Source organism: Arthrobacter sp. H20 (assembly GCF_000520515.1).
Taxonomy (GTDB): domain Bacteria; phylum Actinomycetota; class Actinomycetes; order Actinomycetales; family Micrococcaceae; genus Arthrobacter_D.
The window spans coordinates 11,692-27,498 of record NZ_KI914724.1; the positions used below are offsets into that span (position 1 = coordinate 11,692).

Annotated in this window: 16 protein-coding genes; 12 read left to right on the forward strand and 4 right to left on the reverse strand. The window is 63.6% G+C overall.

Features of this window, described 5'->3' with window-relative positions; translation table 11 throughout:
* Window positions 1-59: 59 nt before the first annotated feature.
* The 12 genes from Y703_RS0107855 (at window position 60) to Y703_RS0107910 (ending at window position 11,191) form a co-directional block, all read left to right on the forward strand.
* Window positions 60-752 carry an HAD hydrolase-like protein gene (locus Y703_RS0107855; RefSeq protein WP_035764269.1) on the forward strand — a complete coding sequence of 231 codons (693 nt, stop codon included), beginning with the start codon at window positions 60-62 and terminating at the stop codon, window positions 750-752.
* Window positions 739-1,407 (forward strand): lysophospholipid acyltransferase family protein, encoded by a 669-nt coding sequence (locus Y703_RS0107860; RefSeq protein WP_026552272.1) that lies wholly within the window; start codon window positions 739-741, stop codon window positions 1,405-1,407. Before Y703_RS0107855 ends, Y703_RS0107860 begins: the two co-directional genes overlap by 14 nt.
* The gene (uvrC, locus tag Y703_RS0107865) at window positions 1,407-3,419 is read left to right on the forward strand and encodes an excinuclease ABC subunit UvrC (protein WP_026552273.1); all 2,013 of its coding nucleotides are present in this window, start codon (window positions 1,407-1,409) and stop codon (window positions 3,417-3,419) included. Before Y703_RS0107860 ends, uvrC begins: the two co-directional genes overlap by 1 nt.
* Before the next feature lie 58 nt (window positions 3,420-3,477).
* Window positions 3,478-4,380 carry an RNase adapter RapZ gene (rapZ, locus tag Y703_RS0107870; protein ID WP_026552274.1) on the forward strand — a complete coding sequence of 301 codons (903 nt, stop codon included), beginning with the start codon at window positions 3,478-3,480 and terminating at the stop codon, window positions 4,378-4,380.
* Window positions 4,380-5,411, forward strand: coding sequence for a gluconeogenesis factor YvcK family protein (gene yvcK / locus Y703_RS0107875; protein ID WP_026552275.1), 1,032 nt, complete (start codon window positions 4,380-4,382; stop codon window positions 5,409-5,411). The genes rapZ and yvcK overlap by 1 nt, the downstream gene beginning before the upstream one ends.
* 19 nt (window positions 5,412-5,430) lie before the next feature.
* Window positions 5,431-6,411 (forward strand): DNA-binding protein WhiA, encoded by a 981-nt coding sequence (gene whiA / locus Y703_RS0107880; RefSeq protein ID WP_026552276.1) that lies wholly within the window; start codon window positions 5,431-5,433, stop codon window positions 6,409-6,411.
* A gap of 136 nt (window positions 6,412-6,547) precedes the next feature.
* A complete protein-coding gene (locus Y703_RS0107885) occupies window positions 6,548-7,174 on the forward strand; it encodes a superoxide dismutase (protein ID WP_026552277.1) in 627 nt (208 codons plus the stop codon).
* A gap of 98 nt (window positions 7,175-7,272) precedes the next feature.
* Window positions 7,273-8,283 (forward strand): type I glyceraldehyde-3-phosphate dehydrogenase, encoded by a 1,011-nt coding sequence (gene gap, locus Y703_RS0107890; protein WP_026552278.1) that lies wholly within the window; start codon window positions 7,273-7,275, stop codon window positions 8,281-8,283.
* Window positions 8,284-8,292: 9 nt separating this feature from the next.
* The gene (locus Y703_RS0107895) at window positions 8,293-9,543 is read left to right on the forward strand and encodes a phosphoglycerate kinase (protein ID WP_035764249.1); all 1,251 of its coding nucleotides are present in this window, start codon (window positions 8,293-8,295) and stop codon (window positions 9,541-9,543) included.
* A 9-nt stretch (window positions 9,544-9,552) separates the two neighbouring features.
* Window positions 9,553-10,368, forward strand: a complete 816-nt coding sequence (gene tpiA, locus Y703_RS0107900; RefSeq protein ID WP_026552280.1) for a triose-phosphate isomerase — start codon at window positions 9,553-9,555, stop codon at window positions 10,366-10,368.
* Window positions 10,369-10,422: 54 nt separating this feature from the next.
* On the forward strand, window positions 10,423-10,668 hold the full coding sequence (gene secG, locus Y703_RS0107905) for a preprotein translocase subunit SecG (RefSeq protein ID WP_026552281.1): 246 nt from the start codon (window positions 10,423-10,425) through the stop codon (window positions 10,666-10,668).
* Window positions 10,669-10,795: 127 nt separating this feature from the next.
* A complete protein-coding gene (locus Y703_RS0107910; protein WP_026552282.1) occupies window positions 10,796-11,191 on the forward strand; it encodes an RNA polymerase-binding protein RbpA in 396 nt (131 codons plus the stop codon).
* A gap of 4 nt (window positions 11,192-11,195) precedes the next feature.
* Here the strand turns inward: Y703_RS0107910 and pgl are convergent, their stop codons facing one another.
* The 4 genes from pgl to Y703_RS18650 all read right to left on the reverse strand — a co-directional run.
* Window positions 11,196-12,035: a 6-phosphogluconolactonase gene (gene pgl / locus Y703_RS0107915; protein WP_026552283.1), complete on the reverse strand. Its 840-nt coding sequence runs from the start codon at window positions 12,033-12,035 to the stop codon at window positions 11,196-11,198.
* A complete protein-coding gene (locus Y703_RS0107920) occupies window positions 12,025-12,966 on the reverse strand; it encodes a glucose-6-phosphate dehydrogenase assembly protein OpcA (protein WP_026552284.1) in 942 nt (313 codons plus the stop codon). The genes pgl and Y703_RS0107920 overlap by 11 nt, the downstream gene beginning before the upstream one ends.
* The gene (gene zwf / locus Y703_RS0107925) at window positions 12,963-14,507 is read right to left on the reverse strand and encodes a glucose-6-phosphate dehydrogenase (protein WP_026552285.1); all 1,545 of its coding nucleotides are present in this window, start codon (window positions 14,505-14,507) and stop codon (window positions 12,963-12,965) included. Before zwf ends, Y703_RS0107920 begins: the two co-directional genes overlap by 4 nt.
* Window positions 14,507-15,807, reverse strand: a 1,301-nt coding sequence (locus Y703_RS18650) for a glucose-6-phosphate isomerase (protein WP_035764251.1), incomplete at its 5' end; no start/stop codon positions are given. The genes Y703_RS18650 and zwf, both read right to left, overlap by 1 nt.

A 15,807-nucleotide genomic window follows, 5' to 3' on the forward strand; every position in this document is an offset into this window, starting at 1 on the left:
ATTCCGTTGAAGGAATGCAATTTTCTGCTGGGCACCGGCTGTGGGAAACTTGGCCGGTGATGAACTACCGGCTGCTCGTGCTATTTGACCTTGATGGAACTCTCGTCGACCCCGCGGGCGCAATCACCGGGGGAATCCTCGCCTCGTTGGACGCTCACGGGTTGCAGCAGCCTTCGGACCCCGAACTGCGCTCGATGGTCGGCCCGCCTCTGGTGACCTCACTGCGGGAAATAGCTGGAGTTAATGAGGCCCACCTGGACTCAGTCATCGCTCATTACCGCGAGGGCTATCGCCGCCACGGGATGGCGTCGAGCCGGCCATACCCAGGTGTCGTTGAGGTGGTTGAGGCTCTCCGCGCAGCAGGCCACTTGGTGGCAGTGGCAACGCAGAAGCCGCAGGGCCTCGCGCGCGAGCTGCTCCGGGTGCAGTTGATGGACCACCTGTTCGACTCGATTCACGGCTCACCCGATGAGGAACAGGCACCTGGTTCCGAAGGGAAAACGCCGATCATTGCTGCCGCACTGGCTAAGTATCAGGGCAGGTACGACTGCGCCATCATGGTGGGGGACCGGTCGCACGACATCTCGGGGGCGGTAGCGAACGGGCTCCACTGCATCCCTGTCAGGTGGGGATTCGGGTCGCCCGAAGAGTTCAACGCCGCGGGCGCCACCGAACCAGCCGAGTCTGCCGAGTCCCTGCTGGAACTGATTCTCAAGACGGTGCCGCAGGAGGCAAGTCATGGGAATTTATGACCTCACCCGCAGCGGCACCCGCGGTCTTATCGCTGGACTATGCCGACCCACCGTCGAGGGGCTCGCCAATGTCCCGTCCGATGGACCGCTCATCGTGGCGGCAAACCATCTGTCCTTCTTGGACAGCGTGCTGGTCCAGGCGCTCATGCCACGGCCGGTTGCCTTCTTTGCCAAGGCCGAGTACTTCACCGGCCGTGGCATCAAGGGTAAAGCCATGCGCTCCTTCTTTGAGGGCGTCGGGTCCATCCCGGTCGAGCGAGGCCAGCAGGCAGCTAGTGTCCAGGCACTGAAGACCCTGCACGAATTGCTGGAAGGCGGCAATGGGATCGGCATTTACCCGGAGGGCACCAGGTCAAGGGACGGATTGCTCTATCGCGGACGAACCGGCGTCGGATGGCTCGCGCTCACCACTGGTGCGCCGGTGCTCCCGGTCGGATTGATCGGCACCGAGGAGCTGCAGCCAGCTGGCCAGAGGCGCATCAAGCCACAGCATTTCACCATGAGAATCGGCGCACCCCTGTACTTCGAGAAGACCGGACCTGGCCACTCACTTCCGGCACGCCGCCAGGTGACCGACACCATCATGGATTCCATCGCGGCACTGACCAGCCAGCAGCGCTCCGCCAGTTATAACCAGAGTCCGGTGCTTGAGTAATGGCCGATCCGCGCAGCTATCGCCCGCAGACCGGTGAGATTCCGGTCGATCCAGGGGTCTACCGGTTCAGAGACGAACATGCCCGAGTGGTTTACGTCGGCAAGGCCAAGAACCTCAGGTCCCGGCTGAACTCCTACTTCGCCAATCCGCAGGGTCTGCTGCCCCGTACCCGGGCGATGGTGTTCACAGCAGCGAGTGTCGAGTGGACTGTGGTGGGCAGCGAGCTCGAAGCCCTCCAGCTGGAATACACCTGGATCAAGGAGTTCAACCCCCGCTTCAACGTCATGTTCCGTGACGACAAGTCCTACCCGTACCTAGCCGTCACGATGGGAGAGAAGTACCCGCGGGTGCAGGTCATGCGCGGGGACCGTAGGAAGGACACCCGGTACTTCGGCCCGTTCTACCCGGCGAAGGCAATCCGAGAAACTGTTGACACCCTACTTCGTGTCTTTCCGGTGCGGACCTGCAGCAGCGGTGTGTTCAAACGGGCTGAGCGGACCGGGCGCCCGTGCCTGCTCGGCTACATTGATAAGTGTTCCGCACCCTGCGTCGGCCGAATTTCGCCTGAAGACCACAGAGATCTGGCAGCCCAGTTCTGCGACTTCATGGGTGGCCAGGCCACCCGGTTCATCGTCGACCTGGAGAAGAGGATGGCCGCCGCCGTCGCCGACCTTGACTACGAGTCTGCGGCACGGGTCCGTGACGATATCGCCGCCCTCAAACGGGTGTTCGAACGGAACACCGTGGTGCTGTCCGAAGATACCGACGCCGACATCTTTGCGCTGAAGGAGGACGAGCTCGAAGCAGCAGTCCAGGTCTTCCACGTGCGCGGCGGCCGGATCCGTGGTCAGCGGGGGTGGATGGTGGAGAAGGTCGAGGACATGACCACCGCAGACCTGGTGGAGCACCTGCTGCAGCAGGTTTATGGCGACGGCAGCAGCAGCAATAACCAGATTCCCCGCGAGGTGCTTGTTCCAGAGCTGCCCAGCAACGCCGGGGAGATGGCCATCTGGCTCGCTGGCCTGCGCGGCGCCCGGGTGGATCTGCGGGTGCCACGTCGCGGGGATAAGGCCACCTTGCTTGGAACGGTCGAGCAGAACGCCGCCGACGCGCTTCGGCTCCATAAGAGCCGACGCGCCGGAGACCTCACCACCCGGTCGGCAGCCCTCCAGGAACTCCAGGAAGCCCTTGACCTGCCACACCCGCTGATGCGCATCGAATGCTTCGACATCTCCCACGTACAGGGCACCAATGTGGTGGCCTCCATGGTGGTGGTTGAGGACGGACTGCCCCGCAAAGCCGACTACCGCAGGTTCTCCATCACCGGCGACGCCGCCCGTGACGACACCGCATCCATGTACGACGTCATTCAGCGGCGCTTCCGCAACTACCTCGCCGAGAAAACCAGTCCCGTGCTGCAGGGCCTGAAAGACGAAGCCGCCGACGATGGCGCAGCGGCAGCCCCGCTGGCGGATACCACTACGGCTGTTCCCCGCCAGAAATTTGCCTACCCGCCCAACCTGGTGGTGGTCGACGGCGGGCAACCCCAGGTGCATGCAGCTCAGCGGGCGCTGGAGGACCTGGGCATTGATGACGTTTTTGTGATCGGGCTTGCGAAGCGGCTTGAGGAAGTCTGGTTGCCGGACAGCGATTTTCCGGTCATTTTGCCCAGAGCCTCCGAGGGGCTCTTCCTGCTGCAACGGATCCGGGACGAGGCGCACCGGTTCGCGATCGCCTTTCACCGGCAGAAACGCGGGAAGTCAATGACTGCGTCGGCGCTGGACTCGGTTCCCGGCCTGGGCCCAGCGAAAAAGAAGGCCCTGCTGGGTCACTTCGGCTCGGTCAAGAAGGTGCGGGCAGCTTCACTCGAGGAACTGCAGGTGGTGCCCGGGGTGGGGCCGTCCCTCGCCGAGACACTCCACCGCTCCCTGTCCGCCGCAGCGGCCGACGGTGCACCGGCGGCGACGGTCGCCGCAGTGAATATGGCAACCGGCGAGATCCTCGATTCTTAGTTAGGGTAGAGGCTGGGGATTCGTTCGAGCCACTACAAACCGCCGGGATGGAACACATATGACTGAGGGCGACGACAGCCTTACTCCGATCAAGCCTGCCGAGTCGGAATTGCTGGTGGTGACCGGGATGTCAGGTGCCGGGAGAAGTACGGCCGCCAACGCCCTTGAAGACCACGGCTGGTACGTGGTGGAGAACCTTCCCCCGCAGATGCTGGGCACCCTGACCGAACTGGTCGCACGGATGCCACAGTCCATTCCGAAGCTTGCTGTTGTGGTTGACGTCCGGAGCCAGGAGTTGTTCCACGACATCCGTGGTTCGCTTCAGGCCCTCCGCACGTCGGGGGTCAACTACCGTGTCCTCTTCCTCGACGCGGGAGACGACACGCTGGTACGCCGGTTTGAACAGGGCCGCCGGCCGCATCCCCTTCAGGATGAGGGGCGCATCCTCGATGGGATCGCCGCTGAACGGGAAGTGCTGAAGGAGCTAAGGGAGGCCTCCGACTTGGTGGTCGACACCTCCGAGCTGAACGTGCATGCCCTCGCAACCACCATCACCGAGCTGTTCTCCGAGTCTGGTCCGATCGTCCTGCGCATCAACGTCGTGAGCTTCGGCTTTAAATACGGGCTACCGGTCGACGCCAACTATGTGGCGGACGTCCGGTTCATTCCCAACCCACACTGGGTGCCACTCCTGAGGCCGCAAACCGGATTGGACCAGCCCGTCAGCGACTATGTGCTGGGGGCTACCGGTGCTGCGGACTTCGTTAATCGCTATGTCCACGCGCTGGAACCCGTGTTGGAGGGGTACCGACGTGAGAATAAGCACTATGCCACCATCGCTATTGGGTGCACCGGCGGAAAACACCGGTCGGTGGCCGTCACTGAAGAGATAGCCAAACGACTAGCTCAGCACCCGCGGTTGCAGGTCACCGCCCATCACCGGGACCTGGGCAGGGAATAGTGGCAATCCTTACCGGCTCCCTACCCATGCTGCCTGCAGCGGCAGCTAACCGCCGTGGGTCCGGCCCGCAGGACAACGCCCCGTCGGTGGTCGCCCTGGGTGGTGGACACGGCCTGTCGTCGTCGCTGTCAGCGCTGCGCCTGCTCACCTCGGAGCTGACAGCTGTGGTCACAGTAGCCGACGACGGAGGGTCTTCCGGCAAGCTGCGCGAGGAACTCGGTGTGCTGCCGCCCGGCGATCTTCGGATGGCGCTGGCAGCCCTGTGCGACGACACCGATTGGGGGCGCACCTGGCGTGACGTCATGCAGCACCGGTTCACCTCACGGCATGGAGCCGATGGGTCCCTCGACAACCATGCGCTCGGAAACCTCCTGATCGTCACTCTGTGGGAGCTGCTGGGGGATCCGGTGGCCGGACTGCAGTGGGCCGGGGCACTGCTGGGGGCGCGGGGCAGAGTCCTGCCGATGGCCAGCGTACCGCTGACCATCGAAGGCGACGTGCTCTCCGAAGTGGATGGGACCTTGCGGCTGCGCACTGTCAGCGGGCAGTCCCAGCTTGCAGTGGCCGGCAGCGCGGGACTTGTGAACAACGTCCGGTTGCTCCCGGCCGGCGCACCCGCCTGCGTCGACGCGCTCACCGCGGTGGAGCTGGCGGACTGGGTGATCCTCGGCCCGGGCTCGTGGTACACGTCGGTGCTGCCGCACCTGCTGTTGCCGGAGCTTCGGGAGGCCCTGTGCGGCACGACCGCCAAGCGGTGCCTGACCATGAACCTGAGCAACGAGACCAAGGAAACGTCAGGGATGTCAGCGGTTGATCATCTCGAGGTGATCAGGCGATACGCCCCCGATTTCACGGTTGACGTTGTTATCGCAGATCCTGCGGTCATTGGTAACCGGGAGGAGTTCGTTACCGCGGTCGCTGAGATGGGAGGCCGGGCTGTGTTGGGTAAGGTAGGTTCTTCAACGGGCAAACCTGTTCATGATCCCCTGCGCCTTGCAACTGCGTTTCATGACATGTTTGGTGAAAACTAATCGATCTGAGGTTGTATTTGTGGCGCTGACTGCGGACGTGAAAGAGGAGCTGTCGCACCTCTCTGTCAAGAAGTCATCGGTTCGCAAAGCCGAGGTGTCGGCCCTGCTGCGTTTCGCTGGAGGTCTGCACATCATCTCGGGCCGAATTGTGATTGAGGCTGAGGTCGACCTCGCCTCGACGGCCCGGCGGCTGCGCACCGCCATCGCTGAGGTCTACGGACACAACAGCGAGATCATAGTTGTCTCAGGTGGTGGCCTGCGCCGCGGCAACCGGTACGTGGTGCGGGTGGTGCGCGACGGCGAGGCCCTCGCCCGGCAGACTGGCTTGCTTGACAACCGAGGCCGACCGGTACGCGGGCTGCCCTCCGCCGTCGTGAACGGTTCGACTGCCGACGCCGAAGCAGTGTGGCGAGGGGCATTCCTCGCCCACGGCTCGCTCACCGAACCTGGCCGGTCCTCTTCGCTGGAAGTCACCTGTCCTGGACCGGAATCTGCTCTGGCCCTGGTTGGTGCAGCGCGCAGGCTGGGGATCGCGGCCAAGGCCCGCGAGGTCAGGGGAGTGGACCGGGTGGTAATCCGCGACGGTGACACCATTGCCGCACTCCTGACCCGGATGGGCGCACACGATGCCCTGATGGTGTGGGAGGAACGCCGGATGCGCAAGGAGGTGCGGGCCACTGCCAACCGCCTGGCCAACTTTGATGATGCCAACCTGCGCCGGTCGGCTCAAGCAGCGGTTGCTGCGGGCGCCCGGGTGGAGCGCGCACTCGAAATACTGGGTGAAGGCGTTCCTGACCACCTCAAGTACGCGGGGGAACTGAGGGTTGCCCACAAGCAGGCAAGCCTCGATGAGCTGGGTGGACTAGCCACCCCTCCGATGACCAAAGACGCGATTGCCGGGCGTATCCGTCGCCTCCTCGCCATGGCGGACAAGCGTGCCATCGACATTGGAATACCGGGAACCGAAGCCAATGTTACTGCTGACATGTTGGACGAGTGAATCTCTGCATAGGATGGAAGAGGCACGGCCACGCCACCGATCACGGTGGGGACCCTTGCCATAGTGAACCAACTACGGTGTCACACCGGGTGCGGTGCCAAATCGCCGACGGTGTCAGACCAACCTGGAGGAATTCGTGAGCGAGTACGTACTGCCCGAACTGAACTACGATTACGCTGCCCTGGAGCCGCACATCTCCGCACGCATCATGGAGCTCCACCACAGCAAGCACCACGCTGCCTATGTCAAGGGCGCCAACGACGCCATGGCGCAGCTGGCCGAGGCTCGGGAGAAGGGTGACTTCGGGAACATTTCGAAGCTCTCCAAGGATCTCGCCTTCCACACCGGCGGCCACATCAACCACTCAGTCTTCTGGAACAACCTCTCCCCGGACGGTGGAGACTCTCCACTTGGCGAGCTTGCTGCAGCGATCGACGACGCCTTCGGCTCAATCGACAAGTTCCGTGCCCAGTTCAGCGCGGCGGCACTTGCCCTGCAGGGTTCCGGGTGGGCCTTCCTTGCCTATGAGCCAATCGGTGGAAACCTGGTCATCGAACAGCTCTACGACCAGCAGGGCAATGTAGCGGTCGGCACCACCCCGCTGCTGATGCTGGACATGTGGGAGCACGCCTTCTACCTTGACTACGTGAACGTCAAGGCCGACTACGTGAAAGCTTTCTGGAACATAGTGAACTGGGACGACGTCGCCAAGCGCTTCGCAGCGGCGCGCACCTCAGCTACCTCACTGATAGTCGTGGGCTAGCACTCACTCTCAACGCACCCCTCGGGGCGCTCCCGGAACGCCGCCCCACCGGCGGCGTTCCGGCCCTTACCTCAATACAGTTCAAGGAGATAGAACAAGTGACTACTCGTGTAGGAATCAACGGCTTTGGTCGAATCGGACGTAATTTCTTCCGCGCCGCACTGGAACAGGGTGCTGACCTGGAAATCGTCGCCGTCAACGATCTGACCAGCCCGGAAGCGCTGGCCCACCTCCTTAAGTACGACTCAGTCACCGGACGGCTCGCCGCAACGGTCGAGGTCAAGGACGGCAACATTGTGGTGGACGGCAAGTCCATCCGCGTGCTCGCCGAGCGTGACCCCGCCAACCTGCCCTGGAAGGACCTGGGAGTGGACATCGTTGTAGAGTCCACCGGCTTCTTCACCAAGGCATCAGCGGCGCGCAAGCACATCGATGCTGGAGCGAAGAAGGTCATCATCTCTGCGCCGGCCTCTGATGAGGACATCACAGTGGTCCTCGGCGTCAACGACGATCTGTACGATCCCGAGAACCACCACATCATCTCCAACGCATCCTGCACCACCAACTGCCTCGGGCCGCTGGCCAAGGTGCTGAACGATAGCTTCGGTATTGAGCGTGGGCTGATGACCACCATCCATGCCTACACCGCCGACCAGAACCTTCAGGACGGCCCCCACAACGACCTGCGCCGCGCACGAGCAGCTGCTATCAACATGGTTCCCACCTCCACCGGCGCGGCCAAGGCGATCGGCCTGGTCCTGCCTGAACTGAAGGGGAAGCTGGACGGTTACGCCATCCGCGTTCCAGTGCCCACCGGTTCGGCAACCGACCTGACGGTGACCGTGTCACGGGAGGTCAGCGTCGAGGAAGTCAACGCCGCTTACAAGGCTGCCGCTACCGAGGGCAAGCTCACGGGCTATCTCTCCTACACCGACGCACCGATCGTGTCCTCAGACATTGTCGGCGACCCGGCCTCGTCGATCTTCGACTCGGGACTGACCAAGGTGATCGGCAACCAGGTCAAGGTGGTGGCCTGGTACGACAACGAGTGGGGCTACTCCAACCGCCTCGTTGACCTGACGAACATCGTCGCTTCCAAGCTCTCCTAGTCCTGAAGGATCGTAGTGGCCCCCTCCCTGGATGACCTCCTCAGCACCGGCGTCAGAGGACGTACAGTCCTCGTCCGGTCAGATCTGAACGTCCCCCTCGACAGCTCCGGGGATGCCCCGCGGGTGACCGACGACGGACGACTTCGGGCCTCCTTGCCTGTGCTGCGGAAGTTGACCGGGGCGGGGGCTTCGGTGATCGTGATGGCTCATTTGGGTCGGCCTAAAGGCACACCCGATGAACGGTACTCCCTGAAGCCGGCCGTGGCTCGGCTCGCCGAGCTCGCTGATTTTCCGGTCGGGCTTGCGGCCGACACGACCGGAGACAATGCCGGGGAGCTGGCCGCCGCCCTGGCTGGTGGCAGCGTGCTGGTCCTGGAGAACGTACGTTTCGACCCGCGGGAAACGAGCAAGGACGACGGCGAACGTCAGGCGTTCGCCGCCGAGCTGGCCGCCCTCACCGGCGACAACGGAGCCTACGTGGACGACGCCTTCGGGGCCGTCCACCGGAAACACGCAAGTGTCTACGACATCGCGTCACTGCTGCCGTCCTACCAGGGAGACCTGGTGAAAATCGAGGTCGAGGTACTTCAACGGCTGACCGGCACCCCGGTTGCCCCGTTCGTCGTGGTCCTGGGCGGCTCGAAGGTCTCCGACAAGCTTGCGGTGATCGAAAACCTCCTGGGAACAGCCGACCGGATCCTTGTCGGCGGTGGCATGGTGTTCACTTTCCTCGCGGCTCAGGGCCATTCGGTTGGTGCGAGCCTGCTGGAAGAGGACCAGCTCGACGTCGTCAAGGGGTACCTCCAGCGTGCTGAGCAAGCTGGCACGGAATTCGTCCTTCCCACCGACATCGTGGTGGCGGCAAAGTTCTCCGCCGATGCCGCACACGAGACAGTTCCCGCCGACGGGATTGAAGGAAGTTCCTTCGGCGCGGACGGACTGGGCCTGGACATCGGTCCAGAGTCTGGAGCTGCGTTTGCTGCGTCAATCGCAACCGCCGGAACTGTGTTCTGGAACGGCCCGATGGGTGTCTTCGAATTCGAGGCGTTCGCTGGCGGCACCAAGGCAGTGGCGCAGGCACTCACCGAAGCGACCTCACGCGGTGCACTGACAGTGGTGGGTGGCGGCGATTCAGCTGCAGCGGTTCGGTCGCTCGGTTTCACTGACAATCAGTTTGGCCACATTTCCACCGGTGGAGGTGCCAGCCTCGAGTATCTCGAAGGCAAGGAGCTCCCCGGACTGACAGCCCTCGGGCAATAGGAGAAGCAGATGACTTCCTCAACCAACGGCACGTACGACCGCCGGCCTCTGATCGCCGGGAACTGGAAAATGAATCTGGACCACGTCCAGGGCATCACCCTCCTGCAGAAGCTGGCGTGGACCCTCGATGACGCCGGGCATGATTACCAGCGGGTCGAAGTAGCAGTGTTCCCTCCCTTCACCGACCTGCGCGGTGTGCAGACCCTGGTCCGTGGCGACGACCTGCAGACCGTCTACGGCGGCCAGGACCTGTCCCCTCACGACTCCGGCGCCTACACCGGTGATATTTCGGGTCAGTTTCTCGAGAAACTGGGGTGCAGTTATGCACTGATTGGGCACTCCGAGCGCCGGGCCATCCACCATGAGAGCGACGAGCTGCTCAACAGCAAGGTCAAGGCAGCCTTCCGGCACAACCTGACTCCCATTCTGTGCGCCGGCGAAGGGCTCGACGTCCGCCAGGCTGGCAACCACGTGGAGCACACCCTCAACCAGTTGCGTGCCGGAATTGACGGTCTCACCGCAGTGCAGATCGCTGAGCTGGTGGTTGCCTACGAACCGGTCTGGGCCATCGGCACCGGCGAGGTTGCCGGCCCGGAGGATGCGCAGGAGATGTGTTCAGCACTGCGCGCGGATCTGACCAGCCTCTACGACTCTGACACCGCAGGCAAGGTCCGCATGCTCTACGGTGGATCGGTCAAAGCCGCCAACGCGGGCGCGATCCTGAAGGGGCGCGACGTCGACGGCCTGCTGGTTGGCGGCGCCAGCCTGGACGCTGCCGAGTTTGCTAGTATTGTCAGGTTCGACCATCTCCTGGTCACTGACTAAGTAGGCAACCGGCTCCTGCCGACCACTCACGTCAGTTACCCCTGAAAGGCCACTGTGGACATTCTCCGAATCATTTTGCTGGTTCTCCTTGCCATCACAAGCTTCTTGCTTGTCCTGCTCATCCTGTTGCACAAGGGTCGTGGGGGTGGCATGTCTGACATGTTCGGCGGCGGCATGACCACCAGTATGGGATCATCGGGAGTTGCCGAGCGTAACCTCAATCGCTTCACCGTGGCTCTGGGACTGACCTGGGGTGTTGTTATTGTGGCCCTCGGCCTGATCCAGCGATTTGCCGCCTGACGAGGATCCGCACTACCGGCTGTGACGCAGCTTAGATCTTCCGGTTTCCCGCCTTAACCACCATATCCAGCATTCTCCATTGAGCGTAGACTGGCCCTGTTGTCGGAGCCTAGTCCAGGAGCGATCCATGGTTAACGCGGGAAATGCCTTTAAGGGCAAACGGATCGGAACCGACGCTTACGGGGGAATGGCCGGGTGGCAGGCCGAATCAGGGCGGATCCCCGTGGTGGCGGACCGAACCATTGTCAGCTATTGGTGCATGGCTAATCACGAGTCCAGGCCGACCTTTGCCAAGCTGCACGAGGATGAGATCCCCGAGGTCTGGGACTGTTGCCGGTGCGGCCGTCCGGCGGGTCGACTGCCCGGCGTGGAACCCTTGGTCGACTGTGTCGAACCATTCAAGAGCCACCTCCAGTACGTCAAGGAACGGCGCAGCGATGAGGAAGCAGCCCGGGTGCTGGAGCAGGCGCTCTGCAACCTCAGGGCACGCCGGACCAACCTGGGGAGCGGTCTAGCTACGTAGCGGGTTATTCAGCCTGACCTTCGGCTGCCCCATCATCGGCGTCGTCAGCCGCGATGAGCCGGCCCGGCAACTGGGCCGCTGCCTCTTGGTCGATCAACCAGAGTGTTTTCCTGCGACCACGGGCACCCGCGGCCGGCACCTGCATTGGCCCGGCACCAGCTAGCGCAAGACCCACCGCACCCGCTTTGTCCTGACCACCGGCAGCAATCCAGATCTCCTGTGCCGAATTCAGTGCTTCAAGGGTCAGCGAAATCCGCCGGGCGGGCGGTTTCGGAGCACCGGCTACCCCAACCACTGTCTGTTCCTTCGTGCGAATTCCGGGCATCTCTGGGAACAGCGAAGCGATATGGGCGTCGGGTCCCACACCGAGGAGCAACACGTCGAAGCGGGGGAGCCGGGAATCCTGGCCGTCGTCGTCGGCGTCGTCCAGCTGACGCTCCCCGTCAGCTGCGTCCTGCAGTTGCGCAGCGTAGTCGGCTGCAGCAGCGTCCGGGTCGGGAAAATCATCGCTGGAGCCGAACTCGTGGACCTGCGACTCGGCCAGGCCAAGCCTGCCGAGCAGAGCCTCCCGCGCTTGCACCGCGTTGCGGCCGGAGTCAGTTGCACTGAGGAACCGCTCGTCGCCCCACCAGAAGTCCACTCTGCTCCAGTCCACGGCCGAGCAAGCCGGGGAATCGGCGACAGCGGCGAGGGCGGCGATGCCGATAGACCCGCCGGTCAGGACAACCGTGGCTGATCCGCGCTCGTTCTGGACATCGACCAGACGGGTAATCAGACGGGCGGCGACTGCCGCTGCGAGCAGCGAAGAATCGGGATGAATACTTACTTTGGGGTCAGCGTTCACTAGGACGCACGCTCCTTAGGTTGGTCTGCGCGAGCCCCTCCATGATGACCTCGCCGAATACCTCATCCGGATCGAGACGGCGGAGCTCTTCTGCGAGACAGTCTTGCAGGGTCCGTCGCGGCAAGGAAATCCGTTGCACCGGCTGGCCCGGCTGGTACAGCTCAGCCACCGCAGCGTGCGGCCGGTTCAGTTCGACGTCGCCAGCAGTCCGGGAGAGCCTCACCCGGCGTAGTCCGGTGCCGGCGGGGCCAGCGGCAATGGTGACCGGGGAGTCCAGCGCCAGGGTCAGCCACGCAGCCAGCAACACGGTGCTCGGTGAATCTTCAGCTCCCTCAACTGTGACCGAGGTGATGGGCGAGTCGTCCAACTGGTCGAAGACCGCCGCGAGCTGGATCCGCCAGTTCGTCAGTCGGGTCCACGCCAGGTCGGTGTCACCGGCGGCGTACGTTTCCCGGATCGTGGAGAGCGCCGCCACCGGGTCCGGCTCATTGGCCGAGTCGGTGATGCGACGGTGGGCGATGCTGCCGATCGAGGTCTTCGCCGCGTTCGCTGGAGCCCCATGCGGCCACCAGGCGACAATGGGGGCGTCAGGGAGCAGCAGCGCTGACACCAGGGACTCGTTCTCCTCAGCAAGCTGGCCATACCCCTTCAGCACGATCACGTCTGAGGCTCCAGCGTCCCCGCCGACCCGGATCTGTGCATCCAGCCGGGTGTCAGCATCTTTGGACCCGAGGGCAAGGACAATAATCCGGCAGGGGTGTTCGCGGCTCGCCAGGTTCGCGGCGACTATTGCTTCTTCCTCGTTGCCGGAGCTCGTGATCACCACCAGTGTGAGGACGCGGCCGAGCGCGACGACCCCGCCCTTGTCCCGCAGCGTCATGATTTCCTTAGAGACCTTGGACGTGGTGGTATCAGGCAGTTCGACGATCATGGCCTGCGCCACGTCCTTCCATCACGGGCGAGGAGCTCGTCAGCTGAAGCTGGGCCCCAGCTTCCCGGCACATACTTCTCGGGTTGATCGCGGAGGGAGGCCCAGTATTCTTCGAAGGGATCAAGAATTTTCCAGGACAGCTCCACCTCTTCATGCCGGGGGAATAGCGGCGGCTCGCCCAGCAGCACATCCAGGATCAACCGTTCGTAAGCCTCCGGGCTGGATTCGGTGAACGAATGACCGTAGCCGAAGTCCATTGTTACGTCCCTGACTTCCATCTGGGTGCCGGGGACCTTGGAGCCGAACCTAATGGTGGCGCCCTCGTCGGGCTGCACCCTGATCACCACAGCGTTCTGGCCAAAGTCGTCCTCGCCATGGTCGCGGAACAGCAGGTTGGGCGCGCGTTTGAAGACGACAGCGATCTCAGTCACCCGGCGGCCAAGCCGCTTGCCAGCGCGCAGGTAGAACGGCACGCCACTCCAGCGGCGGGTGTGGATGTCAAGACGCAAGGCGGCGAAGCTCTCGGAAGTGGAACGTTTGGGAATGCCCTCTTCCTCCAGGAACCCTTTCACCTGCTCCCCGCCCTGCCAGCCGGCGTCGTACTGACCCCGCGCTGAGGAACCGGACAGGTCATCGGGTAACTTGACCGCCGCGAGGACTTTTTCCTTTTCCGCCCGCAGATCATTGGCGTTGAAGGAAATCGGTTCCTCCATCGCGGTCAACGCGAGGAGCTGCAGAAGGTGGTTCTGGATCACATCGCGGGCCGCGCCGACGCCGTCGTAGTAGCCCGCCCGGCTGCCGATCCCAATGTCCTCGGCCATGGTGATCTGAACGTGGTCAACGTAGTTGGCATTCCACAGCGGCTCGAAGAGCTGGTTGGCAAACCGGAGCGCCAGAATGTTCTGGACCGTTTCCTTCCCCAGATAGTGGTCGATCCGAAAAACTGCGTCGGGCGGGAAGACCTGCTCCACTACCGCATTGAGTTCCCGGGCGGACTGCAGGTTGTGCCCGAACGGCTTCTCGATGACTACGCGACGCCACTGCCCCTCATTGGGCTGGGCCAGGCCGTGCTCGGAGAGCTTCTGGCAGACGAGTTCAAAGTCCTTCGGCGGAATGGACAGGTAGAACGCATGGTTGCCGCGGGTGCCGCGGCTGGAATCCAGCTCGGCGAGGGTAACTTCCAGACGCCCGAACGCGTCGTCGTCGTCGAAGTTTCCCTGCACAAACCGGATCCCGGCTGAGAGTTGTTCCCACACCGTTTCGTCGAACGGCGTGCGCGAATACTGGGTGACAGCGTCGCGGACCTCTTCGATGAACCGTTCGTCGTCCCAGTCCCGGCGGCCGAACCCAATCAGCGCGAAGCTGGGAGGCAGCAGCCCGCGGTTGGCGAGATCGTAGATCGCGGGCATCAGCTTTTTGCGGGCGAGGTCGCCGGTCACGCCAAAGAGCACGAGCGCTGAAGGACCTGCGATTCGGCTCAACCGCCGGTCGCGGGGATCCCTCAGTGGGTTGGCGGGCCGTTCCTTTGCAGAATCGTGCACTACGCGGTACCACTTTCATTGGTAGCCCGTTGGCCCGCAGCCCCACCCAGCAGGTGAGTGATTACCTGGGTCAGTTGTTCGATTCCTGCGGTGCGGTCCGCGAGGTGGAGACGCAGGACTGGCCGACCCTTGCTGCTGAGCACCTGGGCATCGCCGGCCGCCTGGGCGGTGATCAGCTCACCGAAGGTGAACGGCCGGTCAGGGATTCCGAGATCGTCAGCGGCCGCACCGGTGACGGACAGGAACACCCCCTGGGCCGGTCCACCCTTGTGGAACTGCCCGGTGGAGTGCAGGAAACGCGGGCCCCAACCAAAGGTGACCGGACGTCCGGTGAGTGAGGCGAGCGGTGACCTGATGTCCTCGAGTGAGCTCTGTGCTGCCCGGTCCAGGTAGGCCTGGACCGAGAGGTACCCGTTGGGCTCAAGGGTGGCGAAGAGGTTCTGCAGTGCGTCACCGAGTGTGCTGGCGTCGCGCAGGAGGTCGCCGTCGGCGCGGATCTCCACTGCACCGTCGACGAAGTCAGCCGCCACGGTTTCGGGCTGTTCGTCGAGTAGTCCCCTCGCGGCGACCTTGGCGGCTTCAACATCCGGTTGGTCGAACGGATTGATGCCGAGAAGGCGTCCTGCGACTGCTGTAGCGAATTCCCACACCAGCAGCTGGCTGCCCAGGCTGCCGCTCACCGTGACCTGGTCCCCGACCGGCTCGACGTCGGCGTCCTGTGCCGTTAGGCGGACGGCGAGCACGTCTGGTGCGCCGGAGACAATTTCCGGCGCACCCTCCTCAGCGACTACCGGGAGGACACCGGTGCCCAGCTTGCCTGTCGATTCGGCAATCAGCTGCTCTGCCCAGTCGGCAAGACCGGGAATACCCGATGCTTCATCGGCGAAGACAATCTTGTCCCGCAGGGGAGACGTCGCGCCAAGCACCGCGCCGAGCCGCAAGCCGATGTTGATTGGATCATCGTCGCCCAGGAACTCGGCGGTTTCCTCCGCGTCGTCGAGCAGGGCGTCGAGGTCGACTCCAGCTAGACCAGACGGCACCAGGCCGAAAGCGGTGAGCGCCGAGTATCTGCCGCCCACCTCGGGGTCGGCGTTGAACACTGAGCGATAGCCAGCCTCCCGCGCTGAGCTATCAAGCGGGGATCCAGGGTCGGTGACGATTACCACCCGGGTGAGCGGATCGATGCCGGCAGCGGCGAACGCAGCCTCGAAGATGCGGCGCTGTGAGTCGGTTTCGACAGTGGAGCCGGACTTCGAGGACACCACGACGGCCGTCTGCGCCAGCCGGTCGTCAACGGCTC

What these genes read in the sequence shown, in the direction of transcription:
- tpiA (WP_026552280.1), top strand. Translation starts at nt 9,553, where the DNA reads ATGACTTCCTCAACCAACGGCACGTACGACCGCCGGCCTCTGATCGCC.
- uvrC (WP_026552273.1), top strand. Translation starts at nt 1,407, where the DNA reads ATGGCCGATCCGCGCAGCTATCGCCCGCAGACCGGTGAGATTCCGGTC.
- Y703_RS0107860 (WP_026552272.1), top strand. Translation starts at nt 739, where the DNA reads ATGGGAATTTATGACCTCACCCGCAGCGGCACCCGCGGTCTTATCGCT.
- Y703_RS0107910 (WP_026552282.1), top strand. Translation starts at nt 10,796, where the DNA reads ATGGTTAACGCGGGAAATGCCTTTAAGGGCAAACGGATCGGAACCGAC.
- Y703_RS0107920 (WP_026552284.1), bottom strand. Translation starts at nt 12,966, where the DNA reads ATGATCGTCGAACTGCCTGATACCACCACGTCCAAGGTCTCTAAGGAA.
- rapZ (WP_026552274.1), top strand. Translation starts at nt 3,478, where the DNA reads ATGACTGAGGGCGACGACAGCCTTACTCCGATCAAGCCTGCCGAGTCG.
- Y703_RS0107855 (WP_035764269.1), top strand. Translation starts at nt 60, where the DNA reads ATGAACTACCGGCTGCTCGTGCTATTTGACCTTGATGGAACTCTCGTC.